The sequence below is a fragment of the Massilimicrobiota sp. mt181 genome (genome assembly GCF_055420065.1).
On the sequence record NZ_JBVAYN010000001.1, the window covers coordinates 20,366 to 40,627 of the forward strand.

Sequence of the window (20,262 nt, forward strand, 5' to 3'; positions counted from 1 at the left end):
TATTATAATGAAGAAAGAGGAGGTGTTGATGTGAAGATATTATTAGTTGAAGATGAGAAATTAATTCGTCAGTTTATTGTAGAGTATTTTCAAAAACAAGGAGAAGAAGTCGTCGAAGCAAGTGATGGATATGAAGGTTTATCATTATTGGATGATAGCTTTGATCTGGTTTTGTTGGATATCATGATGCCAGGAATTGATGGTTATGAAGTCTGTAAGCAGATTCGTCAAAAAAATGATATTCCCATCCTCTTTATTAGTGCATTGAGTGATGATGATAATAAATTAAAAGGTTATGATCTTGGGGCAGATGATTTTATATCTAAGCCATTTACACCTTCGTTACTATATGCAAAATGTAATGCTTTATTAAAACGTTTTAAACGTGATGAAGAACAGGGAGAAACAATTGATGAAGGTATTATTCACATTAATGATGATACTCATGAAGTCTTTATTCATGATGAAAAGATCACTTTATCACATAAAGAATATCAAATGTTAATTTATTTTATTGATAATAAACGAAAGATTTTATCAAGAGATCAGCTTTTAGATCATATATGGGGCTATGATTATTATGGTGATCAGAGAATTGTAGATACATATGTGAAAAAGTTAAGAAAAAAACTAGGTGAGGCAGCAACATATATTCAAACAGTAGTGAAGATTGGATATATGTTTGATTCGAAGAGATAGACTATGAAAAAAATAAATTTTAGTTTGGTTATTAAGATTGCTTGTATTATCTTATTAGCTTTTTTGGCAGTATTAGGGAATGAGATACGTTTAGGAATTGAGCGTTATATTAAAAATACATTGGAAACGGATGCTGAACTGACAATTAGAAATCTTGATAAGTTTGCGAAAAATTATGTTGAGAAAATAGCAGTTAATCAAGTGGATTTATCTTCAGATAGTTTTTTACGATTTTATCGTCATGCTTTATCAGGCGATTTAACAAAGGTCAAGTGTTTAGTTGATGCTGATGGGAACATTTTAGATATGTCTAGAGATGGTGTGGATGGACCATCATTATCTTTAATGGTGAAAAAAGAAGATACTAATTATGCAGTTGATATTGATTTTTCATCTTTAAGTCAAAGTGATTTGGAAAAATTTGAAAAAATCATTTTACAGCATCAGGATTCACAACTGGAAATCTCCGTAGATGTCCATGTTGGTCGTTATAATAAATATAATGGAGAAATGAGAGATTTATCTTTTCAAAAGATTAAAATTGGCGATCAGACTGTGATTGAACATCAGGTTGATGGTGAAATCACACATATTGAAGGTGTCGCCAGTTCCTATATGAGTGCAAGAATGGAGTTATTATTTCCATATTCAGTAGATAATCTTTCTTATTCTTCTAACCTGACTCAAAAATCTATGCTGACAGATTATCATGATGCTTTTAAAGGACTCCAACAACAAATTCAAAAACATTTTGAAAGCTTTAAGGATTCAGGTAGAGAATTTAATGCATCTATTTATGACTATACGCAGTACTATTTGATTAATCCTTATAAATATAATGGAAAATATTATTCTACAATCATGATGCGTCTGGAGGATTGGACTGTTGTCCCTGAATCAGATGGACAGGAAGATGGAGAATTGACATTGGAACAGGCAACAGCAGGTTATATTTTTATCACTCAGGAATATGAAAACCTGCCAATGAAATCATTTCAGCAATTCATGTATGATAATTCATCAACATATATTTTGGCGATTGTCTTGATTATTGTTATGTGCTTTGTTGTGGCTTATATGATAGTCAGACCTATTAAGCAATTGGAATTAGCTGCATGGCGTATTTCACGTAAGCAGTTTGATTATCCAATAGATACTTCAAGGCATGATGAATTAGGTGATTTGGCACGTAGTGTTGATAAGATGAGCAAGGAACTGGAAAAGACAATCAATAACTTGCATCAGGAGATTGAACGTGTTCAACAATTGGAAAGTGTCAGAAAAGAATTTGTTTCTAATTTTACACATGAAATTAAAACACCTTTAGGCATTATCAATGGGTTCAGTGAGATGGTTGAGCTGGAAAAAGATGAGAAGAAACGTAATGAATATATTCAGATTATTCAAAGTGAAACCAAACGAATCAATGAACTTGTTTTGGCTATGTTAGATTTATCAAAACTGGAATCACAAAATATGACTTTGGATCTTGAAGAAGTTGATCTGTTGGATATTGTCGATGAGACTTTGGAATCCATGGCTTATTTATTTGAATCTCAGGAAGTGCAATTAAAAACATATCTGGATTCAAGTATTATAGAAGCAGATCCATTTAAGATAGGTATGGTTATTACAAATTTCATCAGTAATGCTTTGCGTTATACAGAACCCCATGAACAAGTCATTGTCAATTTGGATGAACATGGTTTTTCTATTGAAAATACTGGGGCTCATATACCTGAAGAAGATATTGAAAAGATCTGGTTATCTTTCCATAAGGTTGATAAAGCCAGAAATGAAGGAGGTACAGGTCTAGGATTGGCTATCTGTAAAGCTATTTTAGATTTACATCATTTTGAATATGGTGTAAAAAATACAGAAAGAGGTGTTCTCTTCTACTTCACATATTAGTTCCCTTTATGGGAACTTTTTTAAATTCTTGATTATTGTCTTTCAAATATGACAAATAATGCATAATAAAGCCTCTATAATGGATGCAAGAGGTGGAAATAATGGAACTGATACTTAATCCTAGTCGTACAAAAAAAATAAGATTTCAATTCATCTTTTATATAACATTAATATCTTTTTTAATTTCAATTGTCCAGATTTATTCAACATCCCTGCTTTTTACATTGCCTTTTTTCTATGTGTGTTTTATGTGTGGCTATCAGGCGCTATTGAGTTATATGGCAGGACTTGTGATAGGCATTGTATTTTTAAATGTCCCCTATGAAATTCTTTTGATTAGTGGAGTGGCTTTTTTGATTTTAGAATTTTGTTTATTGTTTCAATCTATGAAATCAAGGTATGTCCCTTATCTTTTAACATTAATAGCTGGTATTTATTATGCTTATATTCAAATAGATTTACTTTCAACTTTGTTGCTGACTATATTGACCTATATTAATACAATCATATTTACATCATTAACACCTCTCTTTATTCATGGTGAATCAGATCTCTTAACGCATGATCGTATGAAAACTTTAACCGTTGTTATTCTTGTCTGTATGATGGGATTGCTCCCTTATTCACGTATTCTCACCATGATTTTGATTCGTGTTTTTATCTTAGTCATGATTTATCATGAATGTTTAGATGATTTGTTGCCGGGCTTATTTTATGGCTCAATGTTGATGCTGTTGATGAATTTAGGGTATAAAGATGATATCTTATCTTTTTTATTGCCACTTTTCTTTTTTTACATGATACACTGTCATAAAAAAGCAACAATAGTATCTTTATATTTTGTTTCTCATTTGATTTTGCCATTCTTTTTAGATTTTCAATATACATATCATGGCTTTATTGTAACAATAAGTGGTTTATTCTTTTTTATTCTTCCTATTCATCAATATAAACCTGTTCTTTCCTCAAGTTATCAGGAAATGACTTTTAAACAGCAATTATCCAAACAGGTTGATTCCTTTTGTCGTTTGTTTGATCAGATGACAGCCCTTTTTACCAAAGCTCCAGCACCCAATCGTTCTTTGGAATATGTTGGATATATTTATGAAGATATGTGTCAGAACTGTTCAAGCCAAGGAACATGTTTCCATAAAAAATATGGACCGCATCGATTGGTAAAATTAATGAACAAAGGATTAAAAGAAAGTTATAGTGAAGATGATGAAGATTTTATCCATCAGTATTGTTTAAATCCAGAACAATACCTAGCCTTGGTGAATCAGTATCGTAAAGATTATCGAAAAATTAAACGTGTTCAGGAAGAATATAAAGTCATGAAAAATGATTTGTATCATCAGTTTTCTTTATTAAATCATGTTTTTCATCAGTTTTCACATCAGTTAGAGATTGGACACATTGAAGAAAAACATATCTATGAACATATGGAAGGTTATCATTTTCAGGTTGCACATTTGAAGAAATATTATGAATCACAGTCTGTCTATTATCTTGAAATTGGTTTATATGATACGACAAAAGAAGAAATAGAAAATGAATTTATACCTATTTTAGAAGCTTATCTTAATGAAACATTGGATGTTGAAGTAATGAAGACACCTATGCATCAATTAGGTTATACATATTTGGTTTTAAAGCATCATACTCGTTACTATGTCCAATATGGTGTATCACAATGCGCCAAAGAGACGATTGCCTGTGGTGATAGTTATAGTCTGTTTTCAATGAATGAAAATCAATATATTGCATTAAGTGATGGAATGGGACAGGGACAAAAAGCAAGCGATGATTCTAGTCTAACTTTGGATATTATGAAGCAATTGATTGTCAATGGTATTTCTTTAAATGATACAATCCAATCTGTAAATGCTTTGTTGAAAATCAAAAATCGTAATGATATGTTTACTACGGTAGACATGATGGAAGTGAATCTGGTGAATGGGGCTGCAACATTTATCAAATATGGTGCTTGTCCAACCTATATTTTACGTGATCATGAAATTATTGAAATCGAATCTAAAACTTTACCGATGGGGATTGTTTCACCAATTCAGACCACAATCCAAAAACAGACATTAAGAGAAAATGATTTGATTTTTATGGTAAGTGATGGTTTTTCACAGCATTTTCATGAATTCCTTAAAGAAAATCAATATTTATTAGGAGATGACCATCCTAAAGATATTGCACATCTGCTTATGACACTCGCTAATGATGAACAACGCAATGATGATATGACGATTATCGTCCTAAAATTATGTAAGCAATAATCCCAAAATATTGGGATTTTTGTTTTGGAATTCATATTTCTTTGATATAATGTCCTCATGGAGTGGTTGAAGTGAATTTAGAATTATTAGACTGTTCAAAATATTATGTGATTGGTGTATCTGGAGGATGTGATTCGATGTATCTTTTAGATACATTGAGAAAAAAGGGATATCATTTACTAGTTGCCCATGTAAACTATAACTATCGTCATGATAGCTATGTGGACTATGAGCTAGTGAGTGATTATTGTGCGATTTATGGTATTCCTTTTTATTATAAGGCCTATCAGCCAAAAGATTATCACCAAGGTAATTTTCAAAATCAGGCGCGTACTTTAAGATATAATTTTTATAAAGAAATTTATGATCTTTATCAATGTGATGGTGTCATTTTAGGTCATCATTTAGATGATCATTTAGAAACCATTTACATGCAACTATCACGACATAATACTGTTCATTATCTGGGTATCAAAGAAGAAACACATGTTCAGGGCATGCGTGTCATTAGACCATTAATGTGTCTTTATAAAAAAGACATTCTTGAAAGATGTCATAGTCTCCAAATCCCTTATCATGATGATTATACGAACTTTGAAGTTGATTTTGAAAGAGATCGCGTCCGTAATACAGTTTTGAATCAATATACATTGAAACAAAAGGAAGAACTTTTACAAAAAGCTCAAGTACATAATCAAAGAATCAAAGAATTGGAGTTTAAAGTTCAACCCTATTACCAACAATATAAAGCAGATGGGATTATTTATTACTATTATATTCCTAAAGATTTACGAGAAATTTTTCTTTATTTGATTTTACGTGATGTGATGCCAACACAATTAATTTCTTATGCCTTAATTCAAGAAATTAGACATCAAATAGATAGTGTAAAACCAAATATTCAAATGAATCTTCCAGTTAATTATCTGTTCATAAAAGAATACGATAATATTTACATCATTGATAAAGCGAAAACAACGGGATATTGTTATGAATTTAAAGAATATATGCCTTTTGGCTGTGAATATTTCCATTTGTTGGATAGTGGACACATCAATGAGGGGGTTTTTCTTTCTCCTGAAGATTATCCAATTACAATCCGAACGATGAAAGAAGGCGATAGCATTATGACTTCTTCTGGAACAAAAAAGCTTTCTCGTCTGTTTATTAATGCAAAAATACCCGCTTTGAAAAGAAAAACATGGCCTGTCCTTGTGAATAAGGACCAAACGATTGTTTTGGTGCCACATATTGCAAAAAACATTGATTATTTGACTACAAAACCAAATGTATTTGTGATAAAATAGAGGGGCTTATTATAAGGAGTGGAAAAGTATGCATAAAGATGTTAAAGAAATTTTATATACACAAGAAGAAATTACGCAAAAGTGTAAAGAATTAGGAAAACAAATTACGCATGATTATCAAGGAAAAGATGTCATTTTAATAGGTTTACTTAAAGGCTCAGTTCCTTTTTTAGCTGAATTGTCTAAATATATAGAACTTGATGTGACATTTGATTATATGGATGTCAGCAGTTATGAAGGTGTAGAATCACGCACTATTACAATTAAGAAGGATATTGACCAGGATGTCAGTGGTAAAGAACTTCTCTTGGTTGAAGATATTTTAGATACAGGTAAGACACTTTCAACAGTTAAAGCAATGTTTGAAGAACGTGGGGCTGCTTCTGTTGAAATTGTGACAATGCTTGATAAAAAAGAAGGACGTACTTATCCTATTGAAGCCAAATATGTGGGATATGAAATTCCTAATGCATTTGTTATTGGATTTGGATTGGATTTTAATGAAAAATATAGAAATTTACCTTATGTAGGGATTTTAAAAGAAGAATGTTATCAATAATGAAAAGGAGATTGTATGAATAATAAAAATAAGAGTTTAATCAAAGCGATATTGCCTTGGATTCTTGTCATTATTCTGTTGAGTTCATTAATTCCATTATTGAATATGGGAAGAACAACAGAAGTCAACTATAATCAATTTGTTGAAATTCTTAACAAAGAGAATGTGACGGAAATGACGATTATGCCAGGTGTTTATGTCACAAATGTTGAAGGGCAATATACAAGAACAGAAGATGGAAAAGAAACAAATTATACATTTACAACAAATGTACCGCAGACTGATGAAGAATTAAATTCTTTAATACAGTTATTAGAAGACAAAGACATTAATGTAGAAATACTGGATGCAAGAAGCGAAAATATGGTGATGGATACAATATTGAGCTTACTTCCATATATTCTATTAATTGGTGTTATGTTCTTTGTGATGAGAAGTATTGGTGGAGGCGGAGGAGCCAATGCCAAAGCTTTCGATTTTGGAAATTCACGTGCGAAACTTGAAAAAGACAGCAAGACAAGATTTACTGATGTTGCTGGAGCGGATGAAGAAAAAGAAGAATTAAAAGAATTAGTTGATTTCTTGAAAAATCCTAAGAAATTTGCCAATATGGGTGCTAAGATTCCTAGAGGTGTATTACTTGTTGGGCCTCCAGGTACTGGGAAAACATTACTTGCTAGAGCAGTGGCTGGTGAAGCCAATGTACCTTTCTACTCAATTTCAGGTTCTGAATTCGTAGAAATGTTTGTTGGTGTTGGTGCCGGACGTGTGCGTGATATGTTTAAAAAAGCAAAACAAAATGCACCATGTATTATCTTTATTGATGAAATTGACGCTGTAGGTCGTCAAAGAGGTACTGGTGTTGGTGGAGGTCACGATGAACGTGAACAGACATTGAACCAGTTATTAGTTGAAATGGATGGATTTAGTGGTAATGAAGGTATTATCATTTTAGCAGCGACAAACCGTGCTGATGTCTTGGATCCTGCTTTGCTTCGTCCTGGACGTTTTGATAGACAGATTCAAGTTGCAAATCCAGATAAGAGAGCAAGAGCTGAAATCTTACGTGTTCATGCACGTAATAAGAAATTTACTGATGATGTGAATTTTGATAACATTGCACAACGTACTCCTGGTTTCTCAGGGGCTGAATTAGCCAATGTATTAAATGAAGCTGCATTACTGGCAGTACGTTTAGGTCATAAACGTATTACTTTAGATGATGTTGATGAAGCGATTGATCGTGTTATTGGTGGACCAGCTAAAAAGTCACGCAAATATACTGAAAAAGAAAGAAAATTAGTGGCATACCATGAAGCTGGACATGCAATTATTGGTTTAACACTGGAAGATGCCAATAAGGTTCAAAAAGTAACAATTATACCAAGAGGTCAAGCTGGTGGTTATAACTTAATGACACCAAAAGAAGAAACATATTTCCAGACAAAATCACAATTAAAAGCAAGTATTACTGGATATATGGGTGGACGAGTTGCTGAAGAAATTTTCTTTGGAGATGTTTCTTCAGGTGCTCATAATGATATTGAACAGGCAACACGTATTGCCAGATTGATGGTTACTGAACTAGGAATGTCAGAATTAGGACCAATTAAATATGATTCTGGTCATGATGCTGTATTCTTAGGTAGAGATTATTCTTCTACAAGCAATACACATTCTGGTCAAATTGCTTATGAAATTGATCAGCAGGTTCGTAAAATCATTGATGAATGTTATGAACAATGTCGTCAGATTATTAATGAACAAAAAGATAAGTTAATTATTATTGCGGATGCTTTATTAGAGCATGAAACATTAAATAATGAACAGATTGAATCATTATATAATACGGGACATATGTTAGCTTTAGATGATGGAAAAGATGATCATCATGATACAACACCACCACAAGTGGAAGAAAAGAATGAACCCGTTGATTTAGATGATGATTTATTAGATGAAATGAAATAAGCACTTATGTGCTTATTTTTGTAAAAGGAGATCAAAATGAAAAGAAGCACAATGAGTAAATTATTGGTTTTTATTCTTATATTATGTATGGTGATTCCAATGATTAGTTACTTCGCTTTTGGAGGATAGAAAATGAAAGATTATTTAGTAAGAGGCTTGGTTGAATCTAGAAATTGTCGTGTTTTTGCCTGTACAACAAAGAATTTGTTAGAAACAGCTAGACAAAAACATGATTTATGGCCAACAGCTTCAGCTGCTTTAGGTCGTTTAATGTCTGCAACTTTAATGCTTGGAGCCATGAATAAGAATCATGAGAAAATGACAGTGACAATCAATGGGGGAGGGCCTATTGGAACTTTAATGGCCTGTACACATAGTGATGGAAAAATTAAAGCGTTTGTTGGAAATCCACATGTCCATTATACTTATGAAGAGACAGGAAAATTAGGAGTTGGTATTGCAGTTGGCAATCATGGAACATTACAGGTTATTAAGGATATGGGATTAAAAGAACCATTTGTTGGAACTGTCCCTTTACAGACTGGTGAAATAGCTGAAGATTTTTCTTATTATTTTATGGTGTCTGAACAAGTTCCTTCTGTTGTTTCTTTAGGTGTCTTGGTAGATACAACACATGAAATATTATCAAGTGGTGGATTTATTATCCAATTGTTACCTGATGCAACAGAAGAAGATATTTCTTATATTGAAAAAACAATGAAAAATTTCCCAGCAGTTTCTTCATTGTTGAATGAACAAAAGACTCCTGAGGACATCCTAAAAATGATTTTTGAAGATGTTGAAATATTAGATGCACAAGATTTATCTTTTGAATGTGATTGTTCAAAAGATAAAATGAGGAATGCTTTAATGACAGTCGGAAAAGATGAAATTCAGGCGATGATTGATGAAGATCATGGTTGTGAAATGACATGTCAGTTCTGTAATTCCAAGTATACATTTAGTGAAGACGAGTTAAGAGAATTATTAGAGAATATCCAGTAGGGTATTCTTTTTTTATTGTAAAACAAGAAATTTCTCATTTTATAAATAATATATTGACACTATTTCTCAATATGTATATAATAATCTTGTAAACGATTTCAAGAAGGGAGTATGAATTTATGGAAAGTGTGAAAACGTTTTTTGACAAATTTCAAAGCATCATGGAAGAAAAAGTTGTTCCTGTTGCTTCTCGTATCTCATCGCAAAGACATTTGGCAGCTTTACGTGATGGGTTGACTATTCTCATTCCATTTACAGTTATAGGTGGTATTGCTTTAATGATTGCCAATCCGCCAGTCGATTTAGAGACAATACAACCTACTAACTTTTTCTTTCAGTTTTTAATTGCATGGAAAAACTGGGCAACAGATTGGAGTTCTTTATTAACAATACCTAATAACTTGACAATTGGTATTATTTCTGTTTATGTTGTATTAGGTGTCTCTTATCGTTTAGCTAAAACATATCATATGGAAGCTTTTACGAATTCATTAACTGCATTATTTGTATTTTTATGTTTAGCAGGTGTTCCACAAAGTTTGAGTGAAGGCACATATATTGATATTTCAGGTTTAGGTTCTTCATCTATGTTTGCAGCTATTGTTGTTGCTTTAGCGGTTATAGAAATTAACCATTTTCTGATTGTGAAAAACGTTAAGATTTCAATGCCACAGAGTGTTCCACCAATGGTTGCTGGTCCATTTGAAGTTTTATTACCATTAGCCATCAATATGTTGTTATTTATGGCATTAGATCAATTGATTATTTATGTAACAGGTAGTGGATTTGTAAATTTAGTCTTTACAGTATTCTCTCCACTTATTTCTGCGACATCTTCATTACCATCAATGTTATTTATTGTTTCCTTAACAGTTATTTTCTGGTTCTTTGGTATTCATGGTGATAACATGGTCAGTGCCATTACAACACCAATTTTCACAGGAAACTTAGTAGCTAATCTAGAAGCATATAATGCAGGAACAGAAATTCCAAATATTATAGCTGGAAACTTTACATTTATTTTTGGTTTGGCTATTTGTTATTTAGCTATCTTGTTTAATATGAACTTTGTATGTAAAAATAAAAGATTACGTTCATTAGGACGTTTGGCAATACCATCTTCATTATTTAATATTAATGAACCATTGGTTTTTGGTGTTCCTACTGTTTTAAATATCTTGACATTTATTCCTAGTTTGATTTGTACAATATTAAATGTAGCTGTAGCCTATGGAGCAACTTATATTGGTTTAATGAATAAAACTTGTATGAGTGTACCTTGGACATTACCAGCACCTTTATATGCATTCTTATCAACAATGGATTATCGAGCTATTTTTGTCTGGCTATTCCTATTTGTTATTAATGTCATTATATTTATGCCATTTATGAAAAGTTACAATAAACAATTAGATATGGAAGAAAAAGCTCAAAGCCAAGAATAATGATTTTCATATAAGGGGGAAAATAATGTGAAAATTCAAGATATTATAGATTGTTTAGAATCACAGGGTGAATGGGTCAATCGTGATTGTACAAGAGATCACATTTTAATTGGTGATACACAAATAGATATTGATCAGGTTTATGTGTGCTGGGTGGCTACATTAGATGTTATTGAAAAAGCCATTGAAAACAATTGTCATTTCATTATTACTCATGAAAACTTGTTTTATATGAATGGGACAACTGTTCCAACTGCGATTTTAGATGCACAAAGAAAAAAGATGAACTTGCTTGAAGACCATCATATCACAGTTTATCGTTGTCATGATTTATGGGATTTATATCCTGAGTTAGGTGTAAGAGATCAATGGGCATCTTTATTAGAACTTCCTTTTGATTCAGCACCTTCATCAAAAAGTTTTTTAAGAGTCAGTCAAAAATTTGATATGACTGTTTATCAGTTAGCACAGCATATAGCTAAGTGTATTGAAGCCTATGATGAATTTGGAGTAGAAGTGATTGGAAATCTTGATCAAAAAGTTCATTGCTTAGGTATTGGAACTGGAGCTTGTACAGATGTGGTCGAAATGGTTAAGCTTGGAGCTGATATCTGTCTGGTAAGTGATGATGGTATCAATAACTGGGTTCATACACAATGGGCTATGGACCATCATATTCCATTAATTGTGATTAACCACTTAACAAGTGAAGCATCTGGAATTGAAAAATTAAGCGAATATTTATCTGAAAAATTCCCAACAATTCAATTTGAATATATAGCTAATGACTATGGTATTCATCATATAGAAAAAGCATCAAAATAAAATAAACCTCCATTGTTTGGTTGTTCAAATAATGGAGGTCTTTTTTTAAAGTGATGTCTTTTTTTCTAAAAATATACCATAATAATAAGAAATAATTTCAGCAAAGAAATATAAAGTTGTACGATTATCTAATTGTTTTAATACACTTGATGAAGATGTTGGAGCAATGTTTGAAGGAAGCGTAAAGACAATATCAGCTAACTTATTGATAGGAGAATCATTATTCATTGTAATTAAAACAATTTTTGATCCTTTTGTTTTTGCAGTTTTCATTAATTTTGTATAGGTTGTTGATGAAGCTGAAACACTAAAAATAATTATAAGATAATCTTCATTGAGACAGTTATTGAGATATGAAAACTGTACATCATCAACAACACCTTCAATAAATTTATTATGGGAATATAAAGAATAAACAAGCTGATTGGCACAAAATGCTGAGTTACCAATACCAATAGATTTTATATAAGGATATTGATCGATATCAGTAGCTAAAGTTTGAAGCTGATGATCATAATTTAATTGTCCAATAGCTTGAATTGTTAAAGCGAAAGAAGAAGAAATCTGATGTAAAATCGTCTCATTATGATTAATAAGAGGTGTAGCTTCTAAATCTTTTTTTGTACTTTCTTCAATAGCATATTTAAATTCACTATATCCACGATATCCTAATTTTTTAGCAAAGCGTAACATAGCAGATTTTGAAGTATGACATAAATTTCCTGCCTCAATAATAGAATGATCAATAATAATGTGAGGATTATCCATGATTTGAGTATATATTCTTTTTTCTGTTGTTGTGAGTGATGTATAATAAATTGATATACGTTCTTTAAGATTCATATGTTGACTCCTTTATTTCTCTTTTTATTTTAACATAGAGTATTTAAGAAAGAAATAGAGAGACATGCAAAAAGAAGGTACAAGGGGGAGTACCTTCTTTTTTGGGGTTTACCAATATTAGGAATATAATTTGATAACTTACATCTATTTTATAATGGGGAGGAAAAATAGAGGGGAAAGTGTAAGTTATCTGTTTATATGATTGACAAATCATTTTGTTTTATTCATTTGTTTTTAAATAATTTTGAATAAATTTTTGAGAGGGCGTGTAAATATGGGAAGGGAGTTGGTCCAATGAAAACCAAACCCACTGATCTTGTTTATCTGGTTCCATGACTTGTAGTTCACCCATATGTTTTCTAGCAATCACATGAATAGTCACAAAATGTTTATCAGTTTGAAAATCATCAACAACACCAAAGATTTCAAGATCATCAATATCAAGATTTGTTTCTTCCTTAACTTCTCTTTTGGCACAATCTAAAATCGTTTCATTAAATTCTTGTTTGCCACCAGGAAGACTCCAGCTATCTGGTTCATAAATTCCACCTGTATCAAGACTCTGATCATATCGATGTCCCATTAATATTTGATTATGATCAATAATCATAACGCCTACTCCAACTTGAATATGTTTGCTCATTTCAACATCTCCTTGTAGAATTATTATATCTTTATAGCGAAAAAAAGAAAACGGATTTCGTTTTCTTTTTTTGAACAATGTATAATGTTGGGAGAGGGAAAATATAACATTGTTTATAGGGAGATATTTTGATTACTTCCTATGTTTTATAATATAGCAGAGCTTTTTCATTGTATTTTCAAAAAAGTATGTTATATTGTGTAATGGTGAAAAAAATGAGAATTGGAAATGTTGAAATTAAAAATAGAATTATTATGGCACCAATGGCCGGTATTACAAATGTAGCCTTTAGAAAAATTATCAAAGAATTTGGTGCAGGATTGGTTGTCAGTGAAATGGTTAGTGATAAAGCACTTTGTTATGGCAATCAAAAAACAATAGAAATGTTAACAGTTGATGAAGATGAACATCCAGTTAGTATCCAGATATTTGGTGGGGATGTTGATTCTATGGTTAAAGCAGCAAAGTTTGTGGATGAGCATTCAAACTGTGATATTATTGATATTAATATGGGATGTCCTGTTCAAAAAGTTTTGAAAGCCCATGCCGGAAGTTATTTATTGCAATATCCTGATCTGGTCTATGATATTGTAAAAAATGTGGTTGAAGCTGTCAGCAAACCAGTCACTGTCAAGATACGTATTGGATATGACTTTGATTCCATTAACTGTGTGGAAATTGCAAAACTGATTGAAAAAGCGGGAGCGAGTGCTATTGCTGTTCATGGAAGAACACGTTCACAGATGTATGAAGGTCATGCCAATTGGGATTATATTAGACAAGTGAAAGAAGCTGTTTCTATTCCTGTTATTGGTAATGGTGATGTCAAAACAGCGCAGGATGCAAAGCGTATGTTAGATGAAACAGGTTGTGATGCTGTGATGGTAGGAAGAGCAGCACTTGGTAATCCGTGGGTTATTCAACAGATGGTTGCCTATGTTGAAAATGGTATTTTATTAGAGGAACCTACAATGGATGAAAAATTAAATCAATGTCTCTCTCATGCAAAAAGGTTAATGAGTGTTGAGGGAGAAAAAAATGCTATGAGGCAGATGAGAGGACATGCTCCATGGTATATAAAAGGTTTAAAGTCAGCAAGTGCTATTAAAAATCTTCTTTCTAAGGTTGATACATATAAAGAATTAGAAGAGATTATAGAGAAATATCGTATTTATTTGCATACAGGAGATAAAGCAATTTTTGAGGAAAAATAGGGGAAAACAATATGGGAAAATTAATTAAAAAAATTATTATTGGTATTTTAAGTGTATTTGTTATTGTATGTATTATAGGAATTGTTTTTGGAAACAAACAGGATTTTCATTTGGTAAAAGATACATTAAGCTTGGAATATGGAGAAACATTACCAGAAAGTTTTGATGACCTCATTGATACAGATGGTGATATTGAAAATATTGAATACAGTAGTCAAGATATAGATGATTTTAAAGATATCTTAGATGTGGGAGATTATACAATTGATTTTCAATTGGGAGATAAAAAGGAAACTTTACATATTTCAGTAGAAGATACAACGGCTCCTCAATTACAATTACAAGAAGAGGCAACAGCTTTACAAAATCATACTATTGATTATGAGAAATGTTTATCTGTACAAGATTTATCAAAATGTGACATCACGATTAATGATGATGACGTGAATTACAACACACCTGGAAAATACATAGCTAAAGCTATTGTCAAAGATCAGTATCAAAACGAATCAACAATAGATATACCTGTCACAATTGAAGAAGTGACTTTAAAAGCTTCAAAGACTTCAATGACTTTGAAACCAAATGAAACACAAACATTAAAAGTGACAACGAACAGTCATCATGCTATTACATATTCATCAAGTAATCCAGATGTTGTGACTGTAGATGAAGCAGGACATATATCTGCATTAAAAGCAGGTTCTGCAACTATAAGTGCCACTGTAGATGGACATACACAAACATGTCATATTACCGTCCCATCTACACAAAAGAAATCAACGACATCTTCTCATCATACAACACATCATTCTTCAACAAATAGAACAACACAATCATCAAATACGAATATTGGAGAAACAGTTTATATTACAAAAACCGGTAGTAAATATCATCGTGCTGGTTGTCGTTATTTAAGAAAAAGTCAAATTGAAATTTCTTTAAGTGAAGCCAAAAATGAAGGATATACAGCATGTAGTGTGTGTTTCTAAAATATAAAAAATGATTAAAATATATAAATAAGAGATTTTGGATATGTTGAGTTTAACCATCATTAGAAAATCTCTTTTTTTATCAAATGAAATACTATCATTCGTATATTCCAATAATAAAATTCTTTTTATGAACATTTCTAATGTCAATATATTGAAGAATATTATAAAAAGTGTTAGTTAAGTATATAGATGTATTGTTTATCAAAACAAAACAAGGTAAGCAAAATTGTTTACCTTGTTGAATACTTTCTTCTTATAAAAATTTCATAAATCGCCATGACAATTAATATTCCAGGTACAGCAGTGAAAATAGCTATATGAAGAACAATTGTTTGATTGAAAATAAAGCCTTCTAAGATAAAAATCAATCCATAAATAAATAAGAGCAAAGCAGTTGCATGATTATGTTTAGCAACATTTGTTATATTTTTGGCAAGTATAGGGCGTATATTATGATAAATTGTAAGAGGCTTCTGAGACGTATAATGATAGATTGCAGAAACTATGATAATTAATCCTACAACAATAATAAAATATTTTTCATGACTCATATGAAATCTCTCCTTCATCATTTTCTTTTTCATTGTTCATATTTATATATTGTTCAATCGTTTGATCTGAATAACTTAACAGATGACCAAATTCATAAGCGATTTCTGTTCTTAACTGAGAATATTGTTGATTTATAATAGATTGCCTTTTGTGTTCTTTTAATGCAATATATTCTTCTATATATTTCTTTTCTTTATAAAAGATAATATTATATGTTTTTCTATTGAGTGAATAAGGAAATAAATCAGTAATTAAAGGATCATCATCCAAATAATAATAAGTTTGATATTGATTTGTGATAGTTTCCACAAAAGGAATATAGCTATCTCTTTCTTCTTTGGTAGTACAAGGATGAGCTAAAGCTATATTTTTTATACCAGCTTTGACCATTTCATTAAAACAATCAATAACACCACATTGATGGGAATAGGGATCAATTTGTTTCATGGTTGTTCAAGTCCTCTCTTTTTGAATATCATTGTTATAATAATTATATCATATACACCAACAAGTTAAAATAATGATGATATAGACAAGAAACGTTTTTATAATGATGCTTAAAGAATAGTTTGATAAATATGATAGATTTCATGAATAATAAAACAGGACTATTTTGTCCTGCTTTAATAATAGAGTACGATTACTAACTGAATTCTGGTCTTAAGATATCAATATATTTAAATTTTCCATCGTTATATTCAAAGTGTAAAATACAGCAATTAGTGAAACCGCCATTATCCCTTACTATATTTGGATCAGTTACTGAACTTAAGAAGGAATAACAGGCACCACCATGAGATACAGCTAAAACATTTTGATGATCGTCATTTTCCATGATTTCAAGTAAACATTTTGACATTCTTTCTACAACATCATGCGTATATTCTCCACCATAATGAGGGAATAAGTCATCATAATTGAATTCACTCCAACGCTTTGGGTTTAAATCTTCACTTTCTCCTTCAAAATCACCAAAATTTCTTTCTTTAAGTTGTTTTAATCTTTTATAGGGTGTATCCTGTCCGATAATAATTTCTAATGTATCACAACATCTTTCAGATGTAGAACTATAGTAATGATCAAATGAAATATCTTTTAAACATTTCTTTGCTGCTTTGGCCTGCAAGATGCCAGTTTTGGTTAAAGGGGAGTCACACCAACCCTGTATTTTTCTTCTTTTATTAAATAGCGTTTCTCCATGTCTCATCAAATATAAATGTTTAGTCATCAATATCACCTCATATTGATTATATCAAATTTATTATATATAACCAAATACTTCTTTTATGCCATTCCCTATGCTTATAGAGCATATTTATTAATCATTTTCTTTATTGTTACCAATCTAACAACATTGGGTGATATAATAATGTTTAATTTAATTATTTCTGTTATGGTAAAGGTCATTGTATATTAGATATGCGAATGGTTAGACAGTCACTTTTAACGATAACTAGCCTAGTGTTAAGTTCGCTCTAAAAACTAAAAAGGTAAGGAGTCACAATCCTTACCTATTTGCATTTGGTACAATGCTATCTGATTTACAAGCAGATTATAACATGTAACCTACCTAATCTCAAGTATGATTACTTTTAATAATTTTTTACAGAATATTGTTATGCATTTACTTGATTAAGATTACTTATAGTATATCAGATGAAAAAGTATTTGTTTTTTTGATTTTCAAATTTAAATTATCTTGTTTTTATCGCTATTTATTTCTTGGTTTCATTGTCGGGACGAAATCGTCCACTCTCGACTTAATTCCATTTTGTAAATTTTATCGCCTATGAATGGGCTTTTATTCAACCTCTCTACACCATTCCCACTTGTTTCGTGAAGGTAAAAATGAGGTTTGGTGTAAAAATTGGTGTAAATGGTGTATATCCTTATTTAGTTTTGGGTTTTATAGCATTGCCATCAGTCTTGTGTATCATTCTACCACTTTCTCGTCATAAAGTAAAGAAAGCACACCCCGCATCTCTACGGCATATGCTCTCTTTCTGATTCTCTGACTATTTACTGATTAAATTGTAATTCCAATCCCTCAAACTCTGACTTTCTTAATTCCTTTGTTACATCTGTATAGATGTTCAATGTAGTAGATACATCTTTGTGTCCGAGTGCGTCCTGAATGACTTTCACATTCACTCCGGCTTCACACATTCTTGTGGTAAATGTATGTCTGAGAGAATGACAGCTAAAGTGTGGAAGTAAAACCTCTGGATTTTCACTTTCCAGAAACTGCTTATCATTACAGTTTCGTATAATGCGACGAATTGCTTTATTGAGCGTTGCTTGGTGCTGTGGCTGCCCAAAACGGTTTACAAAAATGAAATCCGTATATCCATCAACCGTAGCTTCACAATGCAGTCCAAGAAGTTCCTGCCTTTCTTTTTCCATTAAAAATGCTTCTTTCACAAATTCAAGCATTGGAACTTGTCGCATACCTGCCGGTGTCTTGGTTGTATTCACATTGAAATAGCAACCTTTCTTGCTTCCTTCGGTTCTGTGGTCATAATAAACAAGCGTATGATTCACATCTATAATGCTTTCCTCTAAATCTATGTCACACCACCTGAGTCCGGTCAATTCGCCCACACGCAATCCAGTTCCGACCATAACCGCAAATATTGGATACCAATACTGTGCTTCCGGTGTGTTCTTCAGATAGTTAAGAAAAAGTTCCTGCTCCGGTTTGGTTAATGCCCTGCGTTTTTCAGTCTTAAAACAATGTGATTTTTTCAATTCACGCAAAACATTGTCTGTTGGATTGCTTCTGATATAATCATCATCTACTGCCATTTCAAAGACCTGATGTAGAACGGTATGTATGCTATCAATCGTTGCGGGTTTCAGATGTCTTTCATCAACAAGACTGTTGTAATATCTTTTTATATCAGTCTTTTTTATAGACATTATGAATTGAGAACCAATCTGATTACGCACGAATGTCTCGTACATATATTTGTAATTCTCAAAAGTATTATTCTTTATTCCACGTTTCAAATCTCTCCAAAGTTCATACATATCGTTAAGTGATGTATAGCGTGCTTCTGCCTTGATACCGTCTTTCTTGTCCTTGTCGATTTCATCTTCCTTATATCTTAAATCATCCAAGTTCCTTGCATAAATACAATGTCTTTTACGGTTCTCATCTGTCCATCGGAATTGATAAGTACCGTCCGGACGTTGCGATTCCCCTTTGCGGAGAACCTTTCTTGATTTATCTTTTCTTTTTGTATTTGCCATTGTGTTACCTCCTACAATTCTGTGCTTGAGTCAATAAACTCCTCTAACTTCTCTCGTATAATTAAAAGCCTGTCGCTTCTTGCAATTCTGAAACTGCAATCCTTATCCATCAATAATGCCTTTAATCTTCGCTCTCCAATACCTGAATAAGCAGCCGCTTCCTCGACCGTAAGACATTTCTTTTCCCAAATCGGTATATCCTCCGGTGGTTGCAATAGCTGTTGCTGATATTCATAAAGTTCAGAACCATCTATTTTGTACATCTACATTCCTCCCCTCAAATAGAACACATCTGGTCTAAATATTCTTCAAATTGTTTGCGTTTAATTAGAGTTCTTTTCCCAATTTTCAATGTAAATTGTTTTGCTTCCGGTTGCTTTGTAAGTTCTCGTATTGTTTCTCTACCAATGCCCGTATATACATACATTTCATCAATAGAAAGTGCTATCTTATGCCACAACGGAACGCTCTCGCTTTTACTGGAAAACCACTCATCACTCAATCTGTTCATCATCTGCACCTCCCTTAAATTCCGATGTCTGAATAAATTTCTCGAATGCTTTTCTCTTGATAAATCTGCGATTACCCATCCATAATACAAATGGGCAGGCATATAGATTTGTTATTTCAATCAGTTTTTTCTCACTGATTCCTGTATAAAAAGACGCTTCTCTTATGGTTAATATAGGCTTATGCTCTAATGGCATTTCTTTTTTGCTTTGCATTTCGTCCTCCTTGTATTGATGGCATCAG

20 protein-coding genes are annotated in these 20,262 nt (G+C 31.9%); 11 read left to right on the forward strand and 9 right to left on the reverse strand.

Annotation, left to right across the window (positions count from 1 at the left end; all coding sequences use genetic code 11):
• Positions 1–30: 30 nt before the first annotated feature.
• The 9 genes from ACZYT4_RS00110 (at position 31) to ACZYT4_RS00150 (ending at position 12,010) form a co-directional block, all read left to right on the forward strand.
• Entirely contained in the window at positions 31–699 is a 669-nt protein-coding gene (locus ACZYT4_RS00110; protein WP_463781624.1) for a response regulator transcription factor, read from the forward strand.
• A gap of 3 nt (positions 700–702) precedes the next feature.
• Entirely contained in the window at positions 703–2,610 is a 1,908-nt protein-coding gene (locus ACZYT4_RS00115; RefSeq protein ID WP_463781625.1) for a sensor histidine kinase, read from the forward strand.
• Between the two features lie 101 nt (positions 2,611–2,711).
• Positions 2,712–4,898, forward strand: coding sequence for a SpoIIE family protein phosphatase (locus ACZYT4_RS00120; protein WP_463781626.1), 2,187 nt, complete (start codon positions 2,712–2,714; stop codon positions 4,896–4,898).
• Between the two features lie 71 nt (positions 4,899–4,969).
• Complete coding sequence (gene tilS, locus ACZYT4_RS00125) at positions 4,970–6,205, forward strand: tRNA lysidine(34) synthetase TilS (RefSeq protein WP_463781627.1); 1,236 nt, start codon at positions 4,970–4,972, stop codon at positions 6,203–6,205.
• Between the two features lie 28 nt (positions 6,206–6,233).
• Positions 6,234–6,764 carry a hypoxanthine phosphoribosyltransferase gene (gene hpt, locus ACZYT4_RS00130; protein ID WP_463781628.1) on the forward strand — a complete coding sequence of 177 codons (531 nt, stop codon included), beginning with the start codon at positions 6,234–6,236 and terminating at the stop codon, positions 6,762–6,764.
• A 15-nt stretch (positions 6,765–6,779) separates the two neighbouring features.
• Positions 6,780–8,735, forward strand: coding sequence for an ATP-dependent zinc metalloprotease FtsH (gene ftsH, locus ACZYT4_RS00135; protein WP_463781629.1), 1,956 nt, complete (start codon positions 6,780–6,782; stop codon positions 8,733–8,735).
• 132 nt (positions 8,736–8,867) lie between these two features.
• Complete coding sequence (gene hslO / locus ACZYT4_RS00140) at positions 8,868–9,740, forward strand: Hsp33 family molecular chaperone HslO (RefSeq protein ID WP_463781630.1); 873 nt, start codon at positions 8,868–8,870, stop codon at positions 9,738–9,740.
• Positions 9,741–9,859: 119 nt separating this feature from the next.
• On the forward strand, positions 9,860–11,185 hold the full coding sequence (locus tag ACZYT4_RS00145) for a PTS sugar transporter subunit IIC (protein WP_463781631.1): 1,326 nt from the start codon (positions 9,860–9,862) through the stop codon (positions 11,183–11,185).
• Between the two features lie 27 nt (positions 11,186–11,212).
• A complete protein-coding gene (locus ACZYT4_RS00150; RefSeq protein ID WP_463781633.1) occupies positions 11,213–12,010 on the forward strand; it encodes a Nif3-like dinuclear metal center hexameric protein in 798 nt (265 codons plus the stop codon).
• A 45-nt stretch (positions 12,011–12,055) separates the two neighbouring features.
• Here ACZYT4_RS00150 and ACZYT4_RS00155 read toward each other — a convergent pair whose 3' ends face one another.
• A complete protein-coding gene (locus ACZYT4_RS00155) occupies positions 12,056–12,853 on the reverse strand; it encodes a MurR/RpiR family transcriptional regulator (RefSeq protein ID WP_463781634.1) in 798 nt (265 codons plus the stop codon).
• Positions 12,854–13,073: 220 nt separating this feature from the next.
• Positions 13,074–13,496, reverse strand: a complete 423-nt coding sequence (locus ACZYT4_RS00160; protein ID WP_463781635.1) for a nucleotide triphosphate diphosphatase NUDT15 — start codon at positions 13,494–13,496, stop codon at positions 13,074–13,076.
• 215 nt (positions 13,497–13,711) lie between these two features.
• Between ACZYT4_RS00160 and dusB the strand changes: the two genes are divergently transcribed.
• Positions 13,712–14,710 (forward strand): tRNA dihydrouridine synthase DusB, encoded by a 999-nt coding sequence (gene dusB / locus ACZYT4_RS00165; protein ID WP_463781636.1) that lies wholly within the window; start codon positions 13,712–13,714, stop codon positions 14,708–14,710.
• A gap of 11 nt (positions 14,711–14,721) precedes the next feature.
• Positions 14,722–15,702, forward strand: a complete 981-nt coding sequence (locus tag ACZYT4_RS00170) for an Ig-like domain-containing protein (protein ID WP_463781637.1) — start codon at positions 14,722–14,724, stop codon at positions 15,700–15,702.
• A gap of 233 nt (positions 15,703–15,935) precedes the next feature.
• Here ACZYT4_RS00170 and ACZYT4_RS00175 read toward each other — a convergent pair whose 3' ends face one another.
• The 7 genes from ACZYT4_RS00175 to ACZYT4_RS00205 all read right to left on the reverse strand — a co-directional run bounded on the left by ACZYT4_RS00175 (position 15,936) and on the right by ACZYT4_RS00205 (position 20,234).
• A complete protein-coding gene (locus ACZYT4_RS00175; protein WP_463781638.1) occupies positions 15,936–16,256 on the reverse strand; it encodes a hypothetical protein in 321 nt (106 codons plus the stop codon).
• A complete protein-coding gene (locus ACZYT4_RS00180) occupies positions 16,246–16,704 on the reverse strand; it encodes a hypothetical protein (protein ID WP_463781639.1) in 459 nt (152 codons plus the stop codon). The genes ACZYT4_RS00175 and ACZYT4_RS00180 overlap by 11 nt, the downstream gene beginning before the upstream one ends.
• Positions 16,705–16,900: 196 nt before the next feature.
• The gene (locus ACZYT4_RS00185) at positions 16,901–17,485 is read right to left on the reverse strand and encodes a histidine phosphatase family protein (protein ID WP_087243901.1); all 585 of its coding nucleotides are present in this window, start codon (positions 17,483–17,485) and stop codon (positions 16,901–16,903) included.
• 791 nt (positions 17,486–18,276) lie between these two features.
• A complete protein-coding gene (locus ACZYT4_RS00190; protein ID WP_101069724.1) occupies positions 18,277–19,509 on the reverse strand; it encodes a tyrosine-type recombinase/integrase in 1,233 nt (410 codons plus the stop codon).
• Between the two features lie 11 nt (positions 19,510–19,520).
• The gene (locus tag ACZYT4_RS00195; protein WP_008789357.1) at positions 19,521–19,772 is read right to left on the reverse strand and encodes an excisionase; all 252 of its coding nucleotides are present in this window, start codon (positions 19,770–19,772) and stop codon (positions 19,521–19,523) included.
• A 14-nt stretch (positions 19,773–19,786) separates the two neighbouring features.
• The gene (locus ACZYT4_RS00200) at positions 19,787–20,023 is read right to left on the reverse strand and encodes an excisionase (protein ID WP_230862189.1); all 237 of its coding nucleotides are present in this window, start codon (positions 20,021–20,023) and stop codon (positions 19,787–19,789) included.
• Entirely contained in the window at positions 20,004–20,234 is a 231-nt protein-coding gene (locus tag ACZYT4_RS00205) for an excisionase (RefSeq protein ID WP_008789355.1), read from the reverse strand. Before ACZYT4_RS00205 ends, ACZYT4_RS00200 begins: the two co-directional genes overlap by 20 nt.
• Positions 20,235–20,262: the final 28 nt, after the last annotated feature.